The following is a 19,908-nucleotide window of genomic DNA, read 5'->3' on the forward strand; positions in this document are numbered from 1 at the left end:
GGGGAGCGCGGCGACGTGAGTGACGACACCGTTCTGTATGACTCCCCCACGGAGTTCCTGCACGAGGTGGCCGAGAAAACCGGCCATTGCGTGGCCCAGTCCGTGATCCCGCGGGACGACGGCACCTACGTGTGCGCGTGCTCGTGCGAGCGCTGGGAGGTGATCGCGCCCAGCCGCACCGAAGGGCTGCGGCTCGCCCGCGAGCACACCGGCTCGCTCCCGTGACGGGCGCGCCCACCCGGCCCGTGCACGATCCCGCGCGGGCCGCACTGCTGGAGCTGGTCGGCGAAATCCTGGACCTGGAGCACCTCGAGGTGGACCTCTTCCGCGGGCGGAGCCCACGGAAGGCCACCCAGCGGGTGTTCGGCGGCCAGGTCGCCGGGCAGGCGCTGGTGGCCGCGGGCCGAACGGTCGCACGGGACCGGCCGGTGCACAGCCTGCACGGCTATTTCGTGCGGCCCGGCCGGCCCGCGACCCCCATCGTCTACCGCGTCCACCGCATCCGGGACGGCCGGTCGTTCACCACCCGCCGGGTGGACGCGCTGCAGCACGGCGAAACGATCTTCACGATGTCGGCGAGTTTCCACGGCGACGAACCGGGCCTCGCCCACCAGGAGACGATGCCGGCCGCCCCGCCGCCGGAATCACTACCCACCCCACGCGAAGCGTTCCTGCTGGCCGGCCGGGACACCCCGCGCAACATCCTCCCGTTCGACCTGCGCCGGGTCGGCGAGGACGGCTGGCGGGCCGGGACGGATCCGGCACGCACCACCCAGGTCTGGCTGCGGGCGGCCGACGACCTCGGCGACGACCCGCTGCTGCACGCCTGCCTGCTGACCTACGCCAGCGACCTGACCCTGCTCAGCGGCGTCACCTACGCCCACCGGCTGGAGGCGTTCGGCGCGGACGACGGCCGAGTCGCCATGGCCAGCCTGGATCACGCGATCTGGTTCCACCGCCCGTTCCGGGTGGACGACTGGCTGCTGTTCGACCAGGACTCCCCGACCGCCGGCGGCGGCCGCGGGCTGGCGCGCGGGCACTTCTTCGACCGCGACGGACGGCACGTGGCCAGCGCGGTCCAGGAAGGACTCGTGCGCGTCCGTCCTCAGTAGCCACCCTTCCGGTCGGCCACCCTCTCGGATATAGTTAGATGAATTGACTATTAGTCTTCCAGTCGAGGGCGGTCTCCGAGTGCATGACGGTTCCGGTGCGACGGCGCAGCTGGCCGAGTGGGTCCACGGCATGCAGCGGGCCACACTGGACGCCGCGGTCGCCCATCAGGCCAGAAGGCTCGTCCTGGACTGCCTCGCGGCCACGATCGCCGGCTCGGCGACGCCGGTGGCGGCCGCGGTCCGCGACCTCGTCGCCGAGATGTACCCGGGCGAGCACGCGCGGGTCGTCGGCGGGGGTCGCGCGTCGGCCGCCGGGGCGGCGCTGGCCAACGGCACCGCGGCGCACGCGCTGGACATCGACGACGGCTACACCCCGGGCTCGGTGCACCCGAGCGCGCCGACGATCCCGGCCGTCCTGGCGGCGGCCGAGAGCACCGGCGCCCCGGCGGACACCGTGCTGCGGGCCGTCGCGACCGCCGTGGAGGTGACCTGCCGGCTGGCCCGCGCCGCCCACCCGGCGACCCGGGAGGCCGGGTTCCACAACACCGCGCTGGCCGGGGTGCTGGGCGCCGCGGCCGGGGTGTCGGTGGTGCTCGGCCTCGACCGGGCCGACGTCGTCTCGGCACTGGGGGTCGCGGGCTCCCACTCGGGCGGGCTGTTCGAGTTCCTGGGCAGCGGCGCCGAGGTCAAGCGGCTGCACGCCGGCAAGGCGGCCCGCGACGGCCTGCTGTCCGCTCACTTCGCCCGGCTGGGCGTCAGCGGCCCGGCGACGGTGCTCGAAGGCACCAACGGCTACTTCCCCGCGTTCGCCCGCGGCGCGTGGCGCCCCGCCGACCTGCTCGACGGGCTCGGCGAGCAGTGGGCGCTGCGGGACACCTACGTCAAGGTCCACCCGTGTTGCCGGCACCTGCACGGCGCGATCGACGCGCTGCTGGAGCTGCAGGCGGAACACGACCTCGCCGCGGCGACGGCGGTGCGCGTCGAGACCTACTCGGTCGCCGCGGCCCACGCGCACACGACGTTCGGCAGCTTCATCGACGCCCAGATGAGCCTGCCCTTCGCCGTGGCGGTGACCCTGCTCGACGGAGAGGTCGGCCTGCCGCAGTTCGACGAGGCCCACCGGGCGTCACCGGCGGTCGCCGCCCTGGCGGCCCGGGTCGAGGTCGTCGCCGGCGCCGAGTTCGACGCCCGCTACCCCGGCGAGCGCCCGGCCCGCGTCACCGTGCACCGCGCCGGGCGGCCGTCGCTGAGCCGTGAGGTCGCCCAGCCGCGCGGCGAACCGAGCCGGCCGCTGGACGACGAAGAACTCACGGCGAAGTTCCGGCTGCTCGCCGATCCGGTCCTGGGCGCCGGGCGCGCGGCCGAGGTGGCCGCCGCTGTGTGGGCGTTCGACGACATCGCCGCCGTCATGTCCGAGCTGTCGGACGAGCAGGAAGGAAAGTCCCGATGACCACCAGCACCGAGGACCGGACGGCGTTCGCCGAGTCGGTCCGCGCGTTCGCCCATGACCGGCTGGCGGCGGGCGCCCTCGAACGGGCGCACGACCCCGGGTACCCGTGGGACATCGCGGAACTGCTGGCGCGGCAGGGCCTCCTCGGGCTCACCGTGCCGGAACGCGACGGTGGCCAGGGCGCCACCCTGCTCGACGCGGTGACGGCCATCCGGGAAGTCGGCCTCGTCTGCCCGAAGAGCGCCGACGTCGTGCAGGCCGGCAACTTCGGGGCGTTGCGGACCTTCGCGGAGTACGCCGACGACGACCAGAAAGCTCGCTTCCTGCCCGGGTTCCTGGCCGGCAAGACGCTGCTGGGCCTGGCGATGAGCGAGCCGGAGGCCGGTTCGGCGGTCACCGACCTGACCACGAGCGCCGAGCCGGACGGCGACGGGTACGTCGTCAACGGCACCAAGATCTGGTCCACCCACAGCGTCGAGGCGAACGTGTTCCTCGTCTACGTCCGCTTCGGACCCGGCGTCGGCGGGATCGGCTCGGTGCTGGTCGAACGCGGCACCCCCGGCCTGGAGATCGGCAAGCCGTCGGAGTACATGAGCGGCGAGCAGTGGGCCCCGCTGTACTTCGACAACTGCCGCATCCCCGCGGAAAACGTGCTGCTGGGTCCCGGCGGCTTCAAGAAGCAGATCAGCGGGTTCAACGTCGAGCGGCTCGGCAATGCCGCGCGCTCGCTCGCCCTGGGCAGGCTGGCGTTCGGCATCGCCCGCGACCACGTGCTGCAGCGCGAGCAGTTCGGCCGCACCCTTGCCGACTTCCAGGGCGTCCAGTGGAAGTTCGCCGACATGGCCGTGGCTTTGGACGGCGCGGACCTGCTGCTGGAGCGTGCCGCGGCCAACGCGGCCGACGGTCTGCCCTCGGCCTACGAGACGTCGGTCGCCAAGCTGGCGGCCAACCAGGCTGGCTTCCAGGCCGCCGACCAGGCCATGCAGGTGATGGGCGCGATGGGCTACAGCACCGAGACTCTGGTCGAGTACTGTTTCCGCCGCACGCGAGGCTGGATGATCGCCGGTGGCTCCCTCGAGGTCCTGCGCAACCGGATCGCCGAGGGCGTGCTGGGCCGCCGGTTCAGCCAGCGGGCCCCGAAGTGACCGCCGAGCTCGCCGCCGCGCTGTTCGCGCCGCGCAGTGTGGCGCTGGTCGGCGCTTCGGCGGATCCCGCGAAGGCGTCGTCGCGGCCGCTGCGGTTCCTGCGGCGCAGCGGGTTCGCCGGCGCCGTCTACCCGGTCAACACCCGGGTCACCGAGATCGACGGCGAGCCGGCCTTCCCCTCGCTCGACGCCCTGCCCGAGGTGCCCGAGCACGCGTTCCTGATGACCCCGGCGGCGGCCACCGTCGACGCCGTCCGGCAGTGCGGCCGGCTGGGCGTGCCCGTGGTGACCGTCCTGTCCGGCGGCTTCGCCGAAGCCGGACCCGAGGGCGCCGCCCGGCAGCGGGAGCTCGTGGCCGTCGCCCGGGAGTCCGGCACCCGCGTCGTCGGACCGAGCAGCCTCGGCCTGGTCAACACCCGCACCGGCCTGACGCTCACCGCCAATGCGGCGTTCGCCGATCCGGACCTGAAGCAGGGCGGCATCTTCGTCGCCTCGCACTCCGGCAGCCTCATCGGCGCCTTGCTGTCCCGTGGCGCCGCGTGTTCCCACCTGGTGTCGGTCGGCGGCGAGGCCGACCTCGGAATCGGCGAGATCTGCGGCACGGCCGTGGCCGACCCGGACGTCACCGGGTTCCTGCTGTTCCTGGAAAACCTCCGCCACGCCGACGGCCTGCGCACCTTCGCCCGGGCGGCCGCGGCCCACGGAAAGCCGGTGCTGGCCTACAAACTGGGCCGCTCCCGCGCCGCGGCCGAGCTGGCCGTGTCCCACACCGGCTCCCTCGCGGGCGAGGACGACGTCGCCGCGGCCTTCCTCGCCGACTGCGGCATCGCCCGCGCCCACACCCTCGACGGCCTGCTCGAAGGACTGCCGCTGCTCGCACGGACACCGGTGTCGGGCGGCGCTCGCGTCGGCGTGGTGACGACCACCGGCGGGGGCGCCGCGATGGTCGTCGACCAGCTGGGCGTGCTGGGCATCGACGTCGCCGGGCCCACGCCGGCCACGCTGGCCCGGCTCGCCGACGCCGGAGCGCCCGCCGCGCCGGGGGTGATCGTCGACCTCACGCTGGCGGGCACCCGGTACGCAGTGATGTCCGCCGCCTTGGATGTGCTGCTGTCCTGCGGTGAGTTCGACCTCGTCGTCGCCGTGGTCGGGTCCTCGGCCCGGTTCGAGCCCGAGGTCGCGGTGCGCCCGATCGTCGACCGCGCCGACCGTCCCGGCCTGGCCGCGTTCCTGGTGCCCCACGCACCGGAGGCCCTCGCGATGCTCGCCGCGGCCGGTGTCCCTGCCTTCCGAACGCCCGAATCCTGCGCCGACGCGACCGCCGCGGCGCTCGCCCGCCAGGCCCCCCGCAGCGTGTCACCGCCCGCGCCCCGCGGGACCGGGCCGGTCCGACCGCTCGACGAGGCCGAGTCGTACGCCGTGCTGGCCGAAGTGGGAATCGAGGCCGCACCCCATCGGGTGCTCCCGGTGGACAGCCCGGACGCGGACGGCCTGCGGTTCCCGGTCGCGGTCAAGGCGTTGTCCGCCGCGCTCGGGCACAAGAGCGACGTCGGTGGCGTGGTGCTGGCGGTGGACACTGCCGCAGGGGTCCGCGAGGCGTCGGCACGGATTCGCGCCGACGTCGCCGCGCGAGCCGGGGTCGAGATTTCCGCGGTGCTGGTGCAGTCGATGGAGGCAGGCCTCGGCGAGGTGCTCGTGGGCTACCGCGTCGACCCGGATGTCGGGCCGCTCGTGCTGGTTGCCGCGGGCGGGGTGCTCACCGAGATCTACGCCGACCGCAGCCTGCGTCCGGCCCCGGTGGACCTCGACACCGCGCATCGCCTGCTCGGCGAGGTGAAGGGCATCGCGGCACTGCGGGGCCATCGTGGCGCCCCACGCGGTGACCTCGGCGCGCTGGCCCGGCTGGTCATGGCGGTGTCGGAACTGGCCATGCGCGGCGACGTCGTCGAAGCCGAGATCAACCCCGTGCTCGTCCGCCCGGACGGCGAAGGCGTCGTCGCGCTCGACGCCGTGGTCCGGTTGCGCGACGGGTCGACGAACGGAGACGCAGCGTGATCCCCCACCCCGAACCCCGGATGCTCATCGACGGCCGCTGGACCCGGGGATCCGGGACGGAAACCCGCCCGGTCGAGAACCCGGCAACCGGCGAAACCCTCGCCGACCTACCGGTCGCCACCGCCGCGGACCTCGACGAGGCCCTGGACGCCGCGCGCCGGGCGTTCCCCGGCTGGCGCCGGACCTCCCCGCTCGAGCGGAGCCGGGTGCTGCGCGACGGCGCCCGGCTGATCCGCGACCGGGCCGGCGACCTGGCCATGGTCATCACCCTCGAGCTGGGCAAGCCCCTGGCCGAGTCGCGCGCGGAGGTCCTGCTGGCCGCCGAGCACCTCGAATGGGCGGCCGAAGAGGCCCGCCGCTCGTACGGCCTGGTCATCCCGGCGCGTGATCCGGACACCGTGCAGCACACCGTGCTCGAACCGGTCGGCGTGGTCGCGGCGTTCGCGCCGTGGAACGCGCCGGCGGTGACGCCGTCGCGCAAGATCGGCGGCGCGCTGGCCGCTGGGTGCTCGATGATCCTCAAACCGGCCGAGGAAACCCCGACGGCGGCGCTGATGATGGCCGCGGCGCTGGCGGAAGCCGGGCTCCCCGGCGGCGTGCTCAACGTGGTGTTCGGCGACCCGCCGATGATCGGGCGCCACCTGGTGACCTCGCCGACCGTGCAGGCGGTCACCTTCACCGGCTCCACCGCGGTCGGCGCCGAACTGCGGACGCTGGGCGCCCCATCGATGACCCGGATGACCATGGAGCTCGGCGGGCATGCGCCGGTCCTGGTGCTCGCCGACGCCGACGTCGAGTCGGTCGCGCGGTCGGCCGTGCCGGCGTGCTACCGCAACTCCGGCCAGGTGTGTACCTCCCCCACCCGGTTCCTCGTCCACGCCGCCGTGTACGACCGGTTCCTGTCCGCGTTCGTCGACGCGGTCCGCGGCCGCAAGGTCGGCGACGGCCGGGCCGACGGTGTCCAGATGGGACCGGTCGCGACCGAACGGCGGCTGCGGGCGCTGACCGAAATGACGGCCGACGCGCGCGCTCGCGGCGCCGTCGTGGAGACCGGCGGCGAGCGGATCGGCGACACCGGGTGGTTCTTCGCCCCGGCCGTGCTGACGTCGGTGCCGCCGCATTCCCTCGCCGGCACGGTCGAGCCGTTCGGCCCGCTGAAGACCGTGACCCCGTTCGACGACCTGGACGAGGCACTGGCGGAAGCGAACCGGCTGCCGTACGGCTTGGCGTCGTACGCGTGGACTGCCGACTCACGCGCGGCGGCGCACATCACGCGTGAGCTGGAAGCCGGGTCAGTGGCGGTCAACAGCTGGCGGCCCTCTCTGCCGGAAACCCCGTTCGGTGGCTTCCACCTCAGCGGCGTCGGCACCGAGGGCGGGGCGGAGGGCCTGCGCGGCTTCCAGCGGCTCAAGTACGTGAGCCGGAGCTGATCATGCCGCAGCCTGGAAGCGTGGCGGGTCGTGGGCTTTGTTGCGTAAGGGTCTTCGCTGCGGATCCAGCCAGGCGGGCGGAATCCAGTAGACCACTCCGCGGTCGAGCCGGATGTCCCAGCCGCCGTGGTGGATCAGGTGGTGGCACCGTTCGCAGACGAGCGCGAGATCGTTGAGGTTCGTCTTGCCGCCCTGCGTCGCCCAGAAAATGATGTGGTGTGGCGTTGTCCACTTCGGACCGCGGTCGCAGCCGGGCCGGGTGCATCCCTTGTCCCGGATCGCCAACGCCCGTCGCTGCGCCGAAGTCGCGGTGCGTGCGGCACGGCCGAGGTCGAGGACTTGACCTTCGCCACCCAGCACCGCCGGGTAGATCTTGGCGTCGCACAGCAGCCGCCGCAGCTGTGACGTGGTCATCGTGTCGCCGTTGTCCAGCGGCACCGACCCTGCCTCGCGCCGCAGATCTTCCAGCTGGACCGTCACGGTCGCGACGGCGCGTTCGCCGGCCCGCAACGGCAGGTCCTCGGCTCGTGCGGCCAGTTCGAAGATCGCCGCGACGGCGTCGCCCTGGCGTTCGGCGGTGGTGCGGGCGTCCGGTTCGCCGTGCTCGTCCTTCGGCTCCGGTTTCGCCAGTGGCACGAAGAGATCCTCGGCGAGGCGCCCGGTTTCGGAGTCGAACTCGCCGGAGAACCGCAGGCGCCCGTCACGCGTCCAGTGGTAACGGAACTCCCGCTTCGGCCGCGCCAGCTCCTCCTCGCGGTCCTTCGGTTCCTTGCGCTCCAGATCCCAGTAGGCAAGCAGGCGTTGTCCGGCTTTGCGCACGGTCGACGGAATCGCTTGCCGGGCCAGGGCTACCAGGGTCGCCTCGTCCTCGGCAAGCTGCGGCGTCTCGAGCGTGCCCGGGGCCTGAGCCAGTACCGCGACGATCTCCGCGGCATGTTCGGCGGCGATCTCTCCCGCGGCGAGCGCTGCCCGCACCAGTGGAAGACCGGAAGTGGCGATCGCCACCCGGGCACGGGCCTCCTGCCATGACACCCGCAGGTTCCCCACCAGGAACGCCGCGGTGTCCCGGCAGCCGTTCGACGGACCGAGGCCGCGCCGGTCGGCCTCGGCCACCAGCTCCAGGTTCCGTGCATACGCGATCCGCAGGCGTTTCTCGGTGGCACAAAGCATCGAGGCGAGCTCTCCGTCGGAGAGCTGCCACGCTGCGGTCTGCTCGGTCTCGGCCATACCTCCAAGCTACGCGAACGCGTGTTCGACCACCATCACACGATCAGGTAGATCACGACCGTCTGTCCACATTAGACGTCCGACCTACAGCCCTGCCCACTCCTGGTACACCTTGAGCACGGCGACGACATCCTCGTTCCCGAGGCCTTTGGCGCGGGCCATCTCGAAGATCTGGTGCACGATGCTCGCCGCCGGCATCACGTAGTCACTGTCGTGGGCCAGTTCCAGCCCGAGCCGGATGTCCTTCTCCCCCAGCGCCACGGCGAACCGGGCGTGGTAGTCGTCGGCCAGCGCGTACGGCCAGCGCTTGAGGAAGTGGAACGAGCGACCCCCCGAGCGGCTCAGCACGTCGAACAGCTCGTGCCGGTCCAAACCGAGGCGCACGCCGAGGGTGAACGCCTCCGCGGCGACCACGATGCTGCCCATGGCCATCAGGTTGTTGAGCAGCTTCACCGTCTTGCCGTGGCCGACCGCGCCGACGTGCTCGATCGAGCCGAGGGCCTCCAGCACCGGCCGGGCACGCTCCAAGGCGTCGTCGGAGGCCCCGACGAGCTGGACGAGCTTGCCGGAGAGGGCTTCGCCCGGGCCGCCGCTGACCGGGCAGTCGACGACCGCGACCTCGTGCGGCCGGGCCGCGTCGGCGACCGCCTTGACCGTGTCGGGCAGGGTCGTGCTCAGCTCGACCAGGACGCGGCCCGCCCAGCTTTTCAGGACGCCGCTGCCGATCACGGCGTCGCGGACGATCCGGTCGTTGGGCAGGCTGGTGACGATCACGTCCGCCGCTCCGGCGCCGGCCGGGTCGCACGCCGTGGCCCCCAGCTCGACGAGCCGGGCGACGGCCGCCGGATCGATGTCGTGGACGAGCGTGGGAAAGCCGCAGGAAAGCAGCCGTTCCGCCACCGCCCCGCCCATGGTGCCCAGGCCGATCACCGCGGTACTGATCATGGCTGCTCCTCAGGCTCGATAGGGGTCAGTTCGACTGCCACGTCGTCGAAGTACGGCCCGGCCACCGGGTAGCGCCGCAGGACCGCGGGATCGTGGCCGGGCACGATGTGACCGCCCGGCCCGGCCAGCTCGCGCAGCCGGTCGAACGCGGCGTGCGCGCCGCTCACCGAGTCCAGGGCCGAATAGGGCCGGTCGGTTTCGAGGTTGACGTAGTAGTGGGCGGCATCGGACGCGAGCACGACCACGCCGTGCGCGGTCTCCACCCGCACCACCTGCATCCCGGCGGTGTGTCCGCCGACCAGGTGCAGTGACAGGCCCGGCGCGACGGTGACGTCCCCGTCGACCCAGCGCACCCGGCCGTCGAGGTTCAACGCGACCACGTCGGTGATGTCCTCGCTCATCACGACCCGGCGGAACGACGGACGGCTCGCCCCGGGGCCGGTCCAGAACGCCAGTTCCCGCCGCTGCACCCAGAACCGGGCCTGGGGGAACCGGCCGAGCTCGCCGCAGTGGTCGAAGTGCAGGTGCGTGAGCAGCACGTCGGTCAGCTGTTCGGGGTCGGCCCCCAGCGCGCGCACCGCGTCGAGCGGGTCCCCGCGCAGGCAATCTTCCCGGTCGCGTTTCCGGGCCACCTCGCAGCCGAAGCCGGTGTCCACCAGGAACGTCCCGGCCGGTCCGGTGACCAGCCAGAGGTAGTACGCCATCGCCCGCGGCTCGTCGGCGGGCGTGGCGTGGTGGAAGACCTCGGCGGCCGCGACGTCGTCGCGATGGGCGTAGCGGATGGCGAACACCCGGAAGTTCCCGGTCATCGCGAGATCAACGCGGGCAGTCCCGCCTCCATCAGCTTCTCGGCCTCGTCGACGATCCGGCCGACCAGCTCGCCCACGGTGGGAATATCGTCGATGAGCCCTTGGGCACAGCCCGCCGTCCAGATCCCCGCGTCCAGGTCGCCGGTCCGGAACACTTCACGGCCGCGCACTCCGGCGACCAGGTCGCGGATGTCGGCGAACTGCGCGCCTTCGTCCAGCATCCGCACGACGTCGACGCTGACCTTGTTGCGCGCCACCCGTGCGGTGTTGCGCAACGGGCGGAAGATCAGTTCGGTGTTCCGCTCGTCGCCGTCCACAATGGCCTGTTTGACCCGCTCGTGCACCGGCGCCTCGACGGTGCACAGGAAGCGGGTGCCCATGTTGACGCCGTCCGCGCCGAGGGCGAGCGCGGCAACCAGCCCACGACCGTCGGCGAAGCCGCCCGAGGCGATCACCGGGATGGCGAGGCGGCGGACGGTGGCCGGGATCAGCACCAGGCCGGGGATGTCGTCCTCGCCGGGGTGCCCGGCGCACTCGAAGCCGTCGATGCTGACGCCGTCGACGCCGACCGACTGCGCCTTGACCGCGTGCCGCACGCTGGTGCACTTGTGCAGCACCTTGATCCCGGCCTCGTGGAAGTGCGGCAGGTGCGGTTCCGGGTTGGACCCGGCGGTCTCCACGATCGGCACCCCGGACTCGACGATGGCCGCGCGGTACTCGGCGTAGGGCGGCGGCTTGATGCTCGGCAGGATCGTCAGGTTGACGCCGAACGGCTGGTCGGTCAGGTCCCGGCAGCGGCCGATCTCGCGGACCAGTTCCTCGGGGCTGGGCTGGGTCAGCGCGGTGATCAGCCCGAGGGCGCCGGCGTTCGCGACGGCGGCGACGAGCGGCGCGATGCCGACCCACTGCATCCCGCCCTGCACGATCGGGTGCCGGATGCCGAAGACTTCGGTGAAGCGCGTCTGGATCATCTTCTGTCTCCCGGAGTCGGCACGGTCACGTCGAAGCTTATCAGTTAGATAGTTAATCTGATTGCTACAATCTACCTGATACTCGCCGAACTCAGGAGGTACCCGTGACCGAAGTCGTCATCGTCGAGGCGGTCCGGTCGGCGGTCGGCAAGCGACGGGGAACGCTGTCCGGGTACCGCGCCCCCGAGTTGCTGGGCGACGTGCTCGCCGCGCTCTTCGACCGGACCGGCCTGGACCCCGCGCTGGTGGGCCAGGTCGTCGGCGGCTGCGTCGGCCAGGTGGGCCAGCAGGGCGGCAACGTCGCCCGCAACGCTTGGCTGGGCGCGGGACTGCCGCTGGAAGTCCCGGCGAGCACCGTGACGGTCCAGTGCGGGTCCGCGCAGCAGGCGCACACCCTCGCCCACGGGCTCGTCGCCGGCGGCCTGTCCGACATCGCCGTCGCGTGCGGGGTCGAGTCGATGAGTCAGGTGCCGATGGGCTCGAGCACGATCGCCGCGCTCGGCGACAGCCGCGGTGGCCGGTACACCGAGCACTGGGAGGCGACCACGCAGTTCGAGGCCGCCGAGCGGATCGCGGAACGCTGGGAACTCGACCGCGGCGAACTGGACGCCTTCGCGACGCTGTCCCAGCACCGCGCCGCCCAGGCCGTCGCCGAGGGGCGCTTCCGCAGCCAGATCGTCCCGGTCAAGGTGACCGGCGAGCAGGGCCTGACGACGTTCGACACCGACGAGTGCCCGCGCCCGACCAGTCTCGAGGTCCTGGGCACGCTCAAGCCCAACCTGCCGGACCGCACCCCGGCGCGGCACACGGCGGGATCGTCGTCGCAGATCGCCGACGGCGCCTCGGCGGTCCTCATGATGACCGCCGAACGGGCCGAGCAACTCGGGCTGCGGCCACGGGCCCGGATCGTGGACTCCGTGCTGGTCGGCAGTGACCCGGAGCTGATGCTGACCGGGCCGATCCCCGCCACGCGCAAGCTGCTGATGCGCACCGGGCTCACCCTCGACGACCTCGATCTGGTCGAGATCAACGAGGCCTTCGCCTCGGTGGTGCTGGCCTGGCAGCGGGACACCGGCGTGGACCTCGACCGCGTCAACCCCAACGGCGGCGCGATCGCGCTCGGCCACCCGCTCGGCGGCACCGGCGGAATCCTGATCACGAAGGCGCTCCACGAACTGGAGCGCACCGGCGGCCGCCGGGCCCTGGTCACCATGTGCTGCGGCGGCGGCCTCGGCACCGGCACGCTGATCGAGCGGCTCGGCTGATGCCCGGACCGCTCGACGGGATCCGGGTGCTGGAGCTCGCCGGGCTCGGCCCGGCGCCCTACACCGCCATGATGCTGGCCGACATGGGCGCGGACGTCCTGCGCGTCGACCGCCCGGTGTCCACCCTCAAGGGCGACCCGGCCAAGGCCGTGCTCAACCGCGGACGGCGGTCCGTGGTCGTCGACCTCAAGGCACCCGGGGGCGCGGAAACGGTCCTGCGGCTGGCCGAACGCGCGGACGTGCTCGTCGAGGGCTTCCGGCCCGGCGTCATGGAACGGCTGGGCCTCGGCCCCGACGTGTGCCTGCACCGCAACCCGCGCCTGGTCTACGGCCGGATGACCGGCTGGGGTCAGCACGGCCCGCTGGCCCCGGCCGCCGGTCACGACCTCAACTACCTCGCCCTGTCAGGGGCCCTGCGGCTGTTCGCGCGGCGCGGGCAACCTCCGGCGACCCCGCCCGGGCTGGTCGCCGACTTCGGCGGTGGCGGGATGATGCTGGCCTTCGGCGTCGTCTGCGCGCTGCTCGAAACGTCCCGTTCGGGCCTCGGCCAGGTGATCGACGCGGCGATGATCGACGGGGTGGCCTCGCTCACCGCGATGCTGCACGGCTTCCTCGCCCAGGACCGCTGGGTGGACGAGGTCGGGGTCAACTTCTCCGACGGCGGCTCCCCGCACTACGACGTCCACGAAACCGCGGACGGCCGGTTTGTCGCGGTCGCCGCCGCGGAGCCGCAGTTCTACACCGAGTTCCTGGAACTGCTGGGTCTCGATCCGCGAGCGGTCCCCGATCGCGACGACCCGGCCCAGCGGGAAGCGCTGCGCGAGATCATCGCCGACGTCCTGCGTTCACGGACCCGGGACGAGTGGGAGAAGGTGTTCGACGGCACCGACGCCTGTGTCACGCCGGTGCTGAGCCTGACCGAGGCACCAGCCCACCCGCACAACCGGGCCCGGGAGGTGTTCACGACGGCGTTCGACGTGGTGCAGCCGGCCCCGGCGCCACGCCTGGAGCGCACGCCGGGCGCGATCGCGGGCCCGCCGCCGCGCCCGGGCGAGGGTTCGGTGTCCGCCCTGCGCGACTGGGGGCTGGCCGACGACGAGATCGCGAAACTCCGGGACGAAGGCGTGATCGGCGCCGAACCGGCTTGAACTCCCGGTGTCCTGCCCGTCGAGCGACTGGGCAGGACACCGGGAAGCATTTCCGGTCAGGCCGGGGTCGCGATGGTTTTGGCCTGGAGGTACTCGCGGAAGCCGTCCTCACCGTGCTCGCGGCCGACGCCGCTGATGCCGTAGCCCCCGAACGGCGTGTCCGGCGAGAGGTAGAACGACGGGCCGATATTGACGGTGCCCGCCTTCATGCGGTTCGCCAGCCGCAAGGCCCGCTCGGGGTCCCGGGTCTGGATGTAGGAGGAGAGCCCGTACCGGGAGTTGTTGGCGACCCGCACCGCTTCGTCGTCATCTCCGTCGTAGCGCACCACGGTCAGCACGGGACCGAAGACCTCGGTCTGCGCGAGCTCGGCGTTCTCGTCGACGTCGGCGACCAGGGTCGGCTCGTACCAGAAACCCCGGCCACCGGTCGGCGAGTCGCCGCGGCGGCCGCCGGCGAGCACCCGCGCGCCCGCGTCGCGTGCCCGGTCCACCAGTCCCGTCATCCGCGCGAGTTGAGCCGCGTTGATGATCGGGCCGACGAAATTGACCGGGTCCGTCGGGTCGCCCCACGGCAGCCCCTTGATGGCGGCGGTCAGCGCGTCGAGCACCTCGTCGTACCGCGAGGCGTGGACGACCAGCCGGGTCGCGAGCGCGCAGCCCTGCCCGCTGTTGGACATGCACATGCCGATGGTCATCGGGAGGGCGACGGCCAGGTCGGCGTCGTCGAGGATGATGTTGGCGGACTTGCCGCCGAGCTCCAGGCAGACCTTGCGGATGCCGGCGGCGCCGCGCTCGTAGATCCGCTGCCCCACCGCCGGCGAGCCGGTGAAGTGGTACATGTCCACCCGCGGATCACCGGTCAGCGCCTCACCCGCCACCGCCTTGTCGCGCGAGCTGAGCACGTTCAGCACGCCGGGCGGCAGGTCCGTCTGCTCGTGCGCGATCCTGGCGATGAAGGCGCCGGTCAGCGGCGTGTCCGGAGCCGTCTTGAGCACGACGGTGTTGCCGGTGGCCAGCGCGTGCTGGATCTTCCAGATGTCGGTCATGAACGGCGCGTTCCACGGCGTGATCGCGCCGACGACACCGTACGGCTCGTACCGGACCCGGCGGTTGCTCAGCGGTCCGACACCCTGGTGCGGGCCGGAGTCGCGCTCCCACGGGAACCGCTCGACCAGGTCGTTGAAGAAGGACATGTCCTCGATCATCACGTCGATGTGCGCGGCGATGTTCGAGATCGGGGTACCGGCTTCGGCGATCTGGATCGACGCGGCCGTGGCGCTTTCCTTGCGCAGCGCCTCTTGTAACTGGCGCAGGACGCGTGCGCGGAACGCGTGCTCGGTGGCCCACGAGGTCTCGTCGGCGGCACGCCGGGCGGCGGTGACCGCGGCGGCGACGTCGTCGGGCCCGCCGTCGGCGGCCATGCCGACGAGCGACTCGTCGGCCGGGTTCAGGACTTCGAACCGCCCGCCTCCCGCCGCTTCGCGGAACTCCCCGTCGATGTACAACCGGCCCTCGGGCTCTGCGTCGAGTGTCATGGGTTCCTCCGGACTTCGTTGTCGGCTTGGATTCCGATGCGCTGGGCGAGTTGTTCGCGGTGGAAGTCCGGGCCGCCGAGGAACAGGGCGCTGTTCTTCGCCCGCTTGAAGTACAGGTGGGCCGGGTGTTCCCAGGTGTAGCCGATGCCGCCGTGGATCTGGATGTTCTCCCCCGCCGTCAGCAGGTAGGCATCGGAGCAGAACGCTTTGGTGAGGCTGGCCGTCGCGGCCAGGTCGGGCGCGTCCGTCGCGGCGGCCCACAGCGCGTAGTAGACCGCCGACCGGGCCGCCTCGATCTCCACCAGCATCGTGGCGCACTTGTGCTTGATCGCCTGGAAGGAGCCGATCGGGCGGCCGAACTGTTCCCGCACACCGGCGTAGGCCACCGCCATGTCGAGGGTTCGTTGCGCGCCGCCTAGCATCTCCGCGCTCACCGCGATGGCCGTCAGGTCCAGCATCCGGTCGACGGCGGCCCAGCCGTCGTCGAGAGTGCCGATCAGCCGGGCAGAGGTGGCGATACAGGTCAACCGCCCCTGCTTGCGCGTCTGGTCCAGCACCGGCAGCGGCTGCCGATCCAGCCCCGCGGCTCCCGGCTCGACGGCGAAGACCCCGAGACCGGCCTCGGCCCGCGCGACCACCAGCACGAGGTCGGCGCTCAGCAGGTCCAGGACGAACGACTTGTGGCCGTCGAGCACCCAGCCTTCGCCGGTGTGCGCAGCCCGCATCCCGACGCTCTCGCTCGTCCACTTCCCGCCGTCCTCGGCGAGCGCGACGGTGCCGATCAGCCGCCCGTCGGCCAGCCCGGGCAGGTAGTCGCGCTTCGCCGCCTCGTCGCCGGTGGCCAGCAGCAGGGTCGTGGCCATCACAACGGACGCGAGGAACGGGGTGACCGCCAGCGCCCGGCCCAGCTCCTCCAGCACGACACCGAGTTCGACGAAGGTGTACCCGGCGCCGCCGTACTCCTCCGGCACCGCCAGCCCGGCGAGGCCCAGCTCGCCGCACATCTTCGTCCACATCGGACGATCATGGAGCTCGTCGGCGGCCATCAGCCGCCGCACGACCGGTTCCGGCGAGAAGTCCGCCAGGAACTCCCGCACGACCGACTGCAGCTCTCCCTGCTCCTTGTCCAGCGCGAACCGCACGGCCGACCTCCGAGGCTCAGGGTTTGCGGGCGGACCGCGCGCGGAACGCCTCGGGGACGGCGCGGAACTCCGCGGTGTCGTGCGACTGGCTTTCGGCGGCCAGCCCGTAGCCCAGCACCGAGACCGCCGCCTGGCGGACCCATTGGTTGAGCACCGCCTTGGTGTCCTGGATCGCCTGCGGGGGCAGCGCGGCGAGCCGGTGGGCGAACGCGAGCGCGTCGGCCAGCAGCGACTCGGCGGGCACGACCCGGTTGGCGAGCCCCAGCTCGACGGCAGTCGCGGCCGGCACCCGGTCGCCGGTCAACAGGAACTCCTTGGCGCGCAACAGGCCCGTGTTCAGGGGCCAGGTCGCCGCGGCGCCGTCCCCGGCGACCAGCGCCACCGTGACGTGCGGGTCGGCGAGGAAGGCGTGCTCGGCGATGAAGACCATGTCGCAGGCGGTGACCAGGGTCGCGCCCAGGCCGACCGCCGGGCCGTTGACGGCCGCGACGACCGGCAGGTGCAGGCCGACCAGCTCGTCGAACAGGCGGCGCCCGACGCGCAGCGTCCGACGGCGTTCCTCGATGTCGTTCGCGTGCCGTTCGAAGGTTTCCAGATCGCCGCCCGCGCTGAACGCCCGACCGGCGCCGGTCAGCACGACCGCGCGCGCGTCGCGGTCCAGGCTCAGGTCGGCCAGCACCCGGGGCAGCGCGTGGTGCAGTTCGGCGTCGAACGCGTTGAGCGTGTCCGGCCGGTTGAGGGTCAGCACCCGGACCGGGCCGTCGGCGGTGACCAGGACGGCGTCGTCGGCCATTTCACGCCCCCGTCTCGGCGAAGTCGGCGCCGCGGATGAGCCGGACCGGCCGGTACACCGCGACTTCCTCACCCCGCTGGTTCCGGATCGAACAGCGGCTGGTGACAACCCCGCGCCCCGGCTTGCTGGACGGGCGCGACTCGATCGTCCGCACCACGACGTGCAGCGTGTCGCCGACGTAGGTGGGCTCCGCGATGTCGAGATCCACGTGCACCAGGGCCAGCCCGGTGCCGTGCAGCGCGTTCGTCTGCAGTACCAGCCCTTCGGCGAACACGTAGACCAGGCCGCCCGGGACCAGCCGGCCCGAGTAGCCGCCCGCCTTCGCGTGCCCGGCGTCGTAGAACAACGGCTCGGTGAAGCCGCCCAGCGCGACGAAGTTGACCAGGTCGGTCTCGGTGATGGTGCGTGCCGAGGTCCGGAAGGCCGAGCCCACCGCCATCCGGTCCCAGGTCAGTCCGGCCGCCAGCAGCGGAGCTTCACCGTCGTCTGTCACGTCGGACATCCCTTCTAATTATCTAACCTATCTTACTGTTTATACACCGACGGGATCGGCGAAGCGAGCCCCTCCTGCGCAAGACTGGACACGAGCTCCCCGCCGCGGGTGAAGACCTTCCCGGACGCGAGGCCACGGCCGTCGCAGGCACGGGACGACCGCTGCACCACCAGATGCCATTCGTCGACCCCGAACGGCCGATGGAACCAGACGGTGTGGTTGAGGGAGGTCATCAGCCATGTCTTGCGCGAACCGCGTTCGTGCGGCAGCCGGATCGAGGCGACCAGGGTCAGGTCGCTGGCGTATAGCCACCGGCACGCGTGGATCGCGGGATCGTCCGGCACCGGGCCGGCGGCGCGGTACCACAGCGCCCGGGTGCCTGCCTGGTCCGCGCCGGCCGGCACCGGTCGCAGCTCCACCGACGGATCGCCGAGGAGCCACTGCGGCCACACGGCGGCCGCTTCGGTCCAGCCTTCGACGCCGCCGAGTTCCTCGGGCGCCGGAACCACCGGCATCCGGTCGCCGTGCTCGAACGCCCCCGATCCGGCGTGGAACGAGAACATCGCCGTGAAGATGAGCCTGCCCTCCTGCTCGACGTCCACCCGGCGCTGGGAAAACGCCCGGCCGTCGCGCAGCCGGGCGACGCGAAGCCACAGTGGCACGGAGGGATTGCCGGGGCGCAGGTAACTCGCCTGCGCGACGTGCACCGCCCGATCGGCGGACACCGTGCCCTGCGCGGCCGCCAAGGCTCGCGCGGCGGCCTCGCCGCCGAACATCCGGGCGGAGCGACCCGACGGCGACGCGACGAAGACGTCCCCCTCCAGGCGTTCCAGCTCCGACAGCCAGGCGAGCGGGTCGGTCAGCGAGCGGTTCACTTGGCCTCCTATCAGTTAACTGATATAGATAATAGAGCGACTTGAGCGCGGAGGACAGGGATGACAGATCGCACGCCGTTGTGGATCGACCTCGTGGCCGAGGCCATCGAGGCCGGCCGCGACCGGGTCCTGGTCGTCCCGGGGGACGATCCCGGCGCCGGCTGGACCGGCGCCGAGTTCACCCGGCGGATCGGCGGCGCGGCGGCCCTGCTCGACCGGGCCGGCTGCCCGCCCGGCACCGTCGTCCCGGCGCTGATAACGACCCGGCCCGAGGCCATGGCGGTCGTCGTCGCCGGTGCCGTGACCCGGCGACCGGTCGCTCCCCTGTCCCCGCGGCTCACGGTGGCCGAACTCGCGGACTGCGTCGGCGATCTCGACTCCCCGGTCGTCCTGTGCGAACCCGGTTCCCTCGACCTTGGCCGGGCTTTGGCCGAGGTATGCGGACGGGAGCTGGTGCCGGTCGGAGAACTGGCCCCGGCGACGCCGCCGCCCCTGTCCGCCGCCGCGGACGCCACCGCGTTCGTACTGCACACGTCCGGCACCACCGGGCGGCCACGGCGGGTCGACGTCCGCCAGGACCGGATGGGCGCCCGCGCGGTCGTCAACGCCCGGCTGACCCGGCTCGACGCCGGCAGCGTCTACAGCGCGAGCTCGCCGTTCCACCACATCGGCGGGCTCGGTGCCTTCGCGGTGGCGCTGGCCACCGGCGCCCGGATCGTGACGTTCCCCCGGTTCACCGTGGACGCCTGGCAGAGCCTGGGCCGCCTCGGCGTCACCCACGCGCAGGCGGTGCCGTCGATGATCGAGATGCTGCTGCGAGCGGACGCCTTCGCGCTCCCCACCTTGCGGCTGCTGCAGTACGGCGCGTCCCCGATCCACCCCGGCACGCTGCGCCGGGCACTGGCCGCGATGCCCGGAGCCGCCTTCGTGAACCTCTTCGGGCAGACCGAGGGCGCACCCCTCACCTGCCTGTCCCCCGAAGACCACGAGCGGGCGGCGGACGGCGACGAAGAACTGCTGAAGTCCGTCGGGACGCCCGTCGACGAAGTCGAGCTGACGGTGCACGAGCCGGACGAAGAGGGTGTCGGCGAGGTGTGGGCGCGCGGTGCGCACCTGTTCGCCCCGGGAGCCGACGGGTGGCTGCGCACGGGCGACCTCGGCCGCGTCGACGAGCGCGGGTACGTGTTCCTGGCCGGCCGCAAGGGCGACATGATCATCCGCGGCGGGGAGAACGTCTACCCCCTCGAGGTAGAGCAGACCCTCACCCGCCACGACGACGTCGAAGAGGCCGCCGTGGTCGGTGTGCCCGACGAACGGGTCGGCGAGGCCGTGAAGGCGTTCGTCGTCCCCCGCGACCTCTCGGCCCCGCCGGATCCCGGCGAGCTGCGCGCCTTCGCCCGGACGACGCTCGCCGGGTTCAAGGTGCCCGAGCTGTGGGAGTTCGTGCCCGCCCTGCCCCGAAACCCGAACGGCAAGGTCCTGCGCCGAGCCCTCACCCAGCCCACTCGTTGACG

General features: G+C 72.4%; 18 protein-coding genes. 9 read left to right on the top strand and 9 right to left on the bottom strand.

Going from position 1 to position 19,908, the window contains the following annotated elements; all coding sequences use genetic code 11:
• Positions 1 to 15 precede the first annotated feature (15 nt).
• The 6 genes from A3CE_RS0106800 (at position 16) to A3CE_RS0106825 (ending at position 7,191) form a co-directional block, all read left to right on the top strand.
• Positions 16 to 225 carry a hypothetical protein gene (locus tag A3CE_RS0106800; protein WP_020639321.1) on the top strand — a complete coding sequence of 70 codons (210 nt, stop codon included), beginning with the start codon at positions 16 to 18 and terminating at the stop codon, positions 223 to 225.
• Complete coding sequence (locus A3CE_RS0106805; RefSeq protein WP_020639322.1) at positions 222 to 1,112, top strand: acyl-CoA thioesterase; 891 nt, start codon at positions 222 to 224, stop codon at positions 1,110 to 1,112. The genes A3CE_RS0106800 and A3CE_RS0106805 overlap by 4 nt, the downstream gene beginning before the upstream one ends.
• Positions 1,113 to 1,191: 79 nt before the next feature.
• Positions 1,192 to 2,562: an MmgE/PrpD family protein gene (locus A3CE_RS0106810; RefSeq protein ID WP_020639323.1), complete on the top strand. Its 1,371-nt coding sequence runs from the start codon at positions 1,192 to 1,194 to the stop codon at positions 2,560 to 2,562.
• The gene (locus A3CE_RS0106815; protein ID WP_020639324.1) at positions 2,559 to 3,707 is read left to right on the top strand and encodes an acyl-CoA dehydrogenase family protein; all 1,149 of its coding nucleotides are present in this window, start codon (positions 2,559 to 2,561) and stop codon (positions 3,705 to 3,707) included. The genes A3CE_RS0106810 and A3CE_RS0106815 overlap by 4 nt, the downstream gene beginning before the upstream one ends.
• The gene (locus A3CE_RS0106820) at positions 3,704 to 5,761 is read left to right on the top strand and encodes an acetate--CoA ligase family protein (protein WP_020639325.1); all 2,058 of its coding nucleotides are present in this window, start codon (positions 3,704 to 3,706) and stop codon (positions 5,759 to 5,761) included. Before A3CE_RS0106815 ends, A3CE_RS0106820 begins: the two co-directional genes overlap by 4 nt.
• Positions 5,758 to 7,191, top strand: a complete 1,434-nt coding sequence (locus tag A3CE_RS0106825) for an NAD-dependent succinate-semialdehyde dehydrogenase (RefSeq protein ID WP_020639326.1) — start codon at positions 5,758 to 5,760, stop codon at positions 7,189 to 7,191. The genes A3CE_RS0106820 and A3CE_RS0106825 overlap by 4 nt, the downstream gene beginning before the upstream one ends.
• Here A3CE_RS0106825 and A3CE_RS0106830 read toward each other — a convergent pair whose 3' ends face one another.
• The 4 genes from A3CE_RS0106830 to A3CE_RS0106845 form a co-directional block, all read right to left on the bottom strand.
• On the bottom strand, positions 7,192 to 8,418 hold the full coding sequence (locus A3CE_RS0106830; protein ID WP_020639327.1) for an HNH endonuclease signature motif containing protein: 1,227 nt from the start codon (positions 8,416 to 8,418) through the stop codon (positions 7,192 to 7,194). It lies immediately after the preceding gene.
• Positions 8,419 to 8,502: 84 nt separating this feature from the next.
• On the bottom strand, positions 8,503 to 9,363 hold the full coding sequence (locus tag A3CE_RS0106835) for an NAD(P)-dependent oxidoreductase (RefSeq protein ID WP_020639328.1): 861 nt from the start codon (positions 9,361 to 9,363) through the stop codon (positions 8,503 to 8,505).
• A complete protein-coding gene (locus tag A3CE_RS0106840; protein WP_020639329.1) occupies positions 9,360 to 10,172 on the bottom strand; it encodes an N-acyl homoserine lactonase family protein in 813 nt (270 codons plus the stop codon). The genes A3CE_RS0106835 and A3CE_RS0106840 overlap by 4 nt, the downstream gene beginning before the upstream one ends.
• Positions 10,169 to 11,143 carry an NAD(P)H-dependent flavin oxidoreductase gene (locus A3CE_RS0106845; protein WP_020639330.1) on the bottom strand — a complete coding sequence of 325 codons (975 nt, stop codon included), beginning with the start codon at positions 11,141 to 11,143 and terminating at the stop codon, positions 10,169 to 10,171. The genes A3CE_RS0106840 and A3CE_RS0106845 overlap by 4 nt, the downstream gene beginning before the upstream one ends.
• A gap of 104 nt (positions 11,144 to 11,247) precedes the next feature.
• Between A3CE_RS0106845 and A3CE_RS0106850 the strand changes: the two genes are divergently transcribed.
• On the top strand, positions 11,248 to 12,408 hold the full coding sequence (locus A3CE_RS0106850; protein ID WP_020639331.1) for a thiolase family protein: 1,161 nt from the start codon (positions 11,248 to 11,250) through the stop codon (positions 12,406 to 12,408).
• The gene (locus A3CE_RS0106855) at positions 12,408 to 13,556 is read left to right on the top strand and encodes a CaiB/BaiF CoA transferase family protein (RefSeq protein ID WP_020639332.1); all 1,149 of its coding nucleotides are present in this window, start codon (positions 12,408 to 12,410) and stop codon (positions 13,554 to 13,556) included. The genes A3CE_RS0106850 and A3CE_RS0106855 overlap by 1 nt, the downstream gene beginning before the upstream one ends.
• Positions 13,557 to 13,612: 56 nt before the next feature.
• Here A3CE_RS0106855 and A3CE_RS0106860 read toward each other — a convergent pair whose 3' ends face one another.
• The 5 genes from A3CE_RS0106860 to A3CE_RS0106880 are packed head-to-tail and all read right to left on the bottom strand — an operon-like array spanning position 13,613 to position 18,394.
• Complete coding sequence (locus A3CE_RS0106860; protein WP_020639333.1) at positions 13,613 to 15,091, bottom strand: aldehyde dehydrogenase family protein; 1,479 nt, start codon at positions 15,089 to 15,091, stop codon at positions 13,613 to 13,615.
• On the bottom strand, positions 15,088 to 16,233 hold the full coding sequence (locus A3CE_RS0106865; protein ID WP_020639334.1) for an acyl-CoA dehydrogenase family protein: 1,146 nt from the start codon (positions 16,231 to 16,233) through the stop codon (positions 15,088 to 15,090). Before A3CE_RS0106865 ends, A3CE_RS0106860 begins: the two co-directional genes overlap by 4 nt.
• A gap of 16 nt (positions 16,234 to 16,249) precedes the next feature.
• Positions 16,250 to 17,026 carry an enoyl-CoA hydratase/isomerase family protein gene (locus tag A3CE_RS0106870; protein ID WP_020639335.1) on the bottom strand — a complete coding sequence of 259 codons (777 nt, stop codon included), beginning with the start codon at positions 17,024 to 17,026 and terminating at the stop codon, positions 16,250 to 16,252.
• Between the two features lies 1 nt (position 17,027).
• Entirely contained in the window at positions 17,028 to 17,528 is a 501-nt protein-coding gene (locus A3CE_RS0106875; RefSeq protein WP_020639336.1) for a MaoC family dehydratase, read from the bottom strand.
• Between the two features lie 23 nt (positions 17,529 to 17,551).
• Positions 17,552 to 18,394 carry an acyl-CoA thioesterase gene (locus A3CE_RS0106880; RefSeq protein WP_020639337.1) on the bottom strand — a complete coding sequence of 281 codons (843 nt, stop codon included), beginning with the start codon at positions 18,392 to 18,394 and terminating at the stop codon, positions 17,552 to 17,554.
• 60 nt (positions 18,395 to 18,454) lie between these two features.
• Between A3CE_RS0106880 and A3CE_RS0106885 the strand changes: the two genes are divergently transcribed.
• Positions 18,455 to 19,906 carry a class I adenylate-forming enzyme family protein gene (locus A3CE_RS0106885; protein WP_020639338.1) on the top strand — a complete coding sequence of 484 codons (1,452 nt, stop codon included), beginning with the start codon at positions 18,455 to 18,457 and terminating at the stop codon, positions 19,904 to 19,906.
• Positions 19,907 to 19,908: the final 2 nt, after the last annotated feature.

Origin of the sequence: Amycolatopsis balhimycina FH 1894 (assembly GCF_000384295.1) — a bacterium.
Lineage (GTDB): Bacteria > Actinomycetota > Actinomycetes > Mycobacteriales > Pseudonocardiaceae > Amycolatopsis > Amycolatopsis balhimycina.

Excerpts from the sequence above, each read along its gene's own strand:
- A3CE_RS0106875 (WP_020639336.1), bottom strand. The coding sequence starts at position 17,528 with ATGTCCGACGTGACAGACGACGGTGAAGCTCCGCTGCTGGCGGCCGGA.
- A3CE_RS0106830 (WP_020639327.1), bottom strand. The coding sequence starts at position 8,418 with ATGGCCGAGACCGAGCAGACCGCAGCGTGGCAGCTCTCCGACGGAGAG.
- A3CE_RS0106870 (WP_020639335.1), bottom strand. The coding sequence starts at position 17,026 with ATGGCCGACGACGCCGTCCTGGTCACCGCCGACGGCCCGGTCCGGGTG.
- A3CE_RS0106855 (WP_020639332.1), top strand. The coding sequence starts at position 12,408 with ATGCCCGGACCGCTCGACGGGATCCGGGTGCTGGAGCTCGCCGGGCTC.
- A3CE_RS0106885 (WP_020639338.1), top strand. The coding sequence starts at position 18,455 with ATGACAGATCGCACGCCGTTGTGGATCGACCTCGTGGCCGAGGCCATC.
- A3CE_RS0106845 (WP_020639330.1), bottom strand. The coding sequence starts at position 11,143 with ATGATCCAGACGCGCTTCACCGAAGTCTTCGGCATCCGGCACCCGATC.
- A3CE_RS0106815 (WP_020639324.1), top strand. The coding sequence starts at position 2,559 with ATGACCACCAGCACCGAGGACCGGACGGCGTTCGCCGAGTCGGTCCGC.
- A3CE_RS0106860 (WP_020639333.1), bottom strand. The coding sequence starts at position 15,091 with ATGACACTCGACGCAGAGCCCGAGGGCCGGTTGTACATCGACGGGGAG.
- A3CE_RS0106835 (WP_020639328.1), bottom strand. The coding sequence starts at position 9,363 with ATGATCAGTACCGCGGTGATCGGCCTGGGCACCATGGGCGGGGCGGTG.
- A3CE_RS0106840 (WP_020639329.1), bottom strand. The coding sequence starts at position 10,172 with ATGACCGGGAACTTCCGGGTGTTCGCCATCCGCTACGCCCATCGCGAC.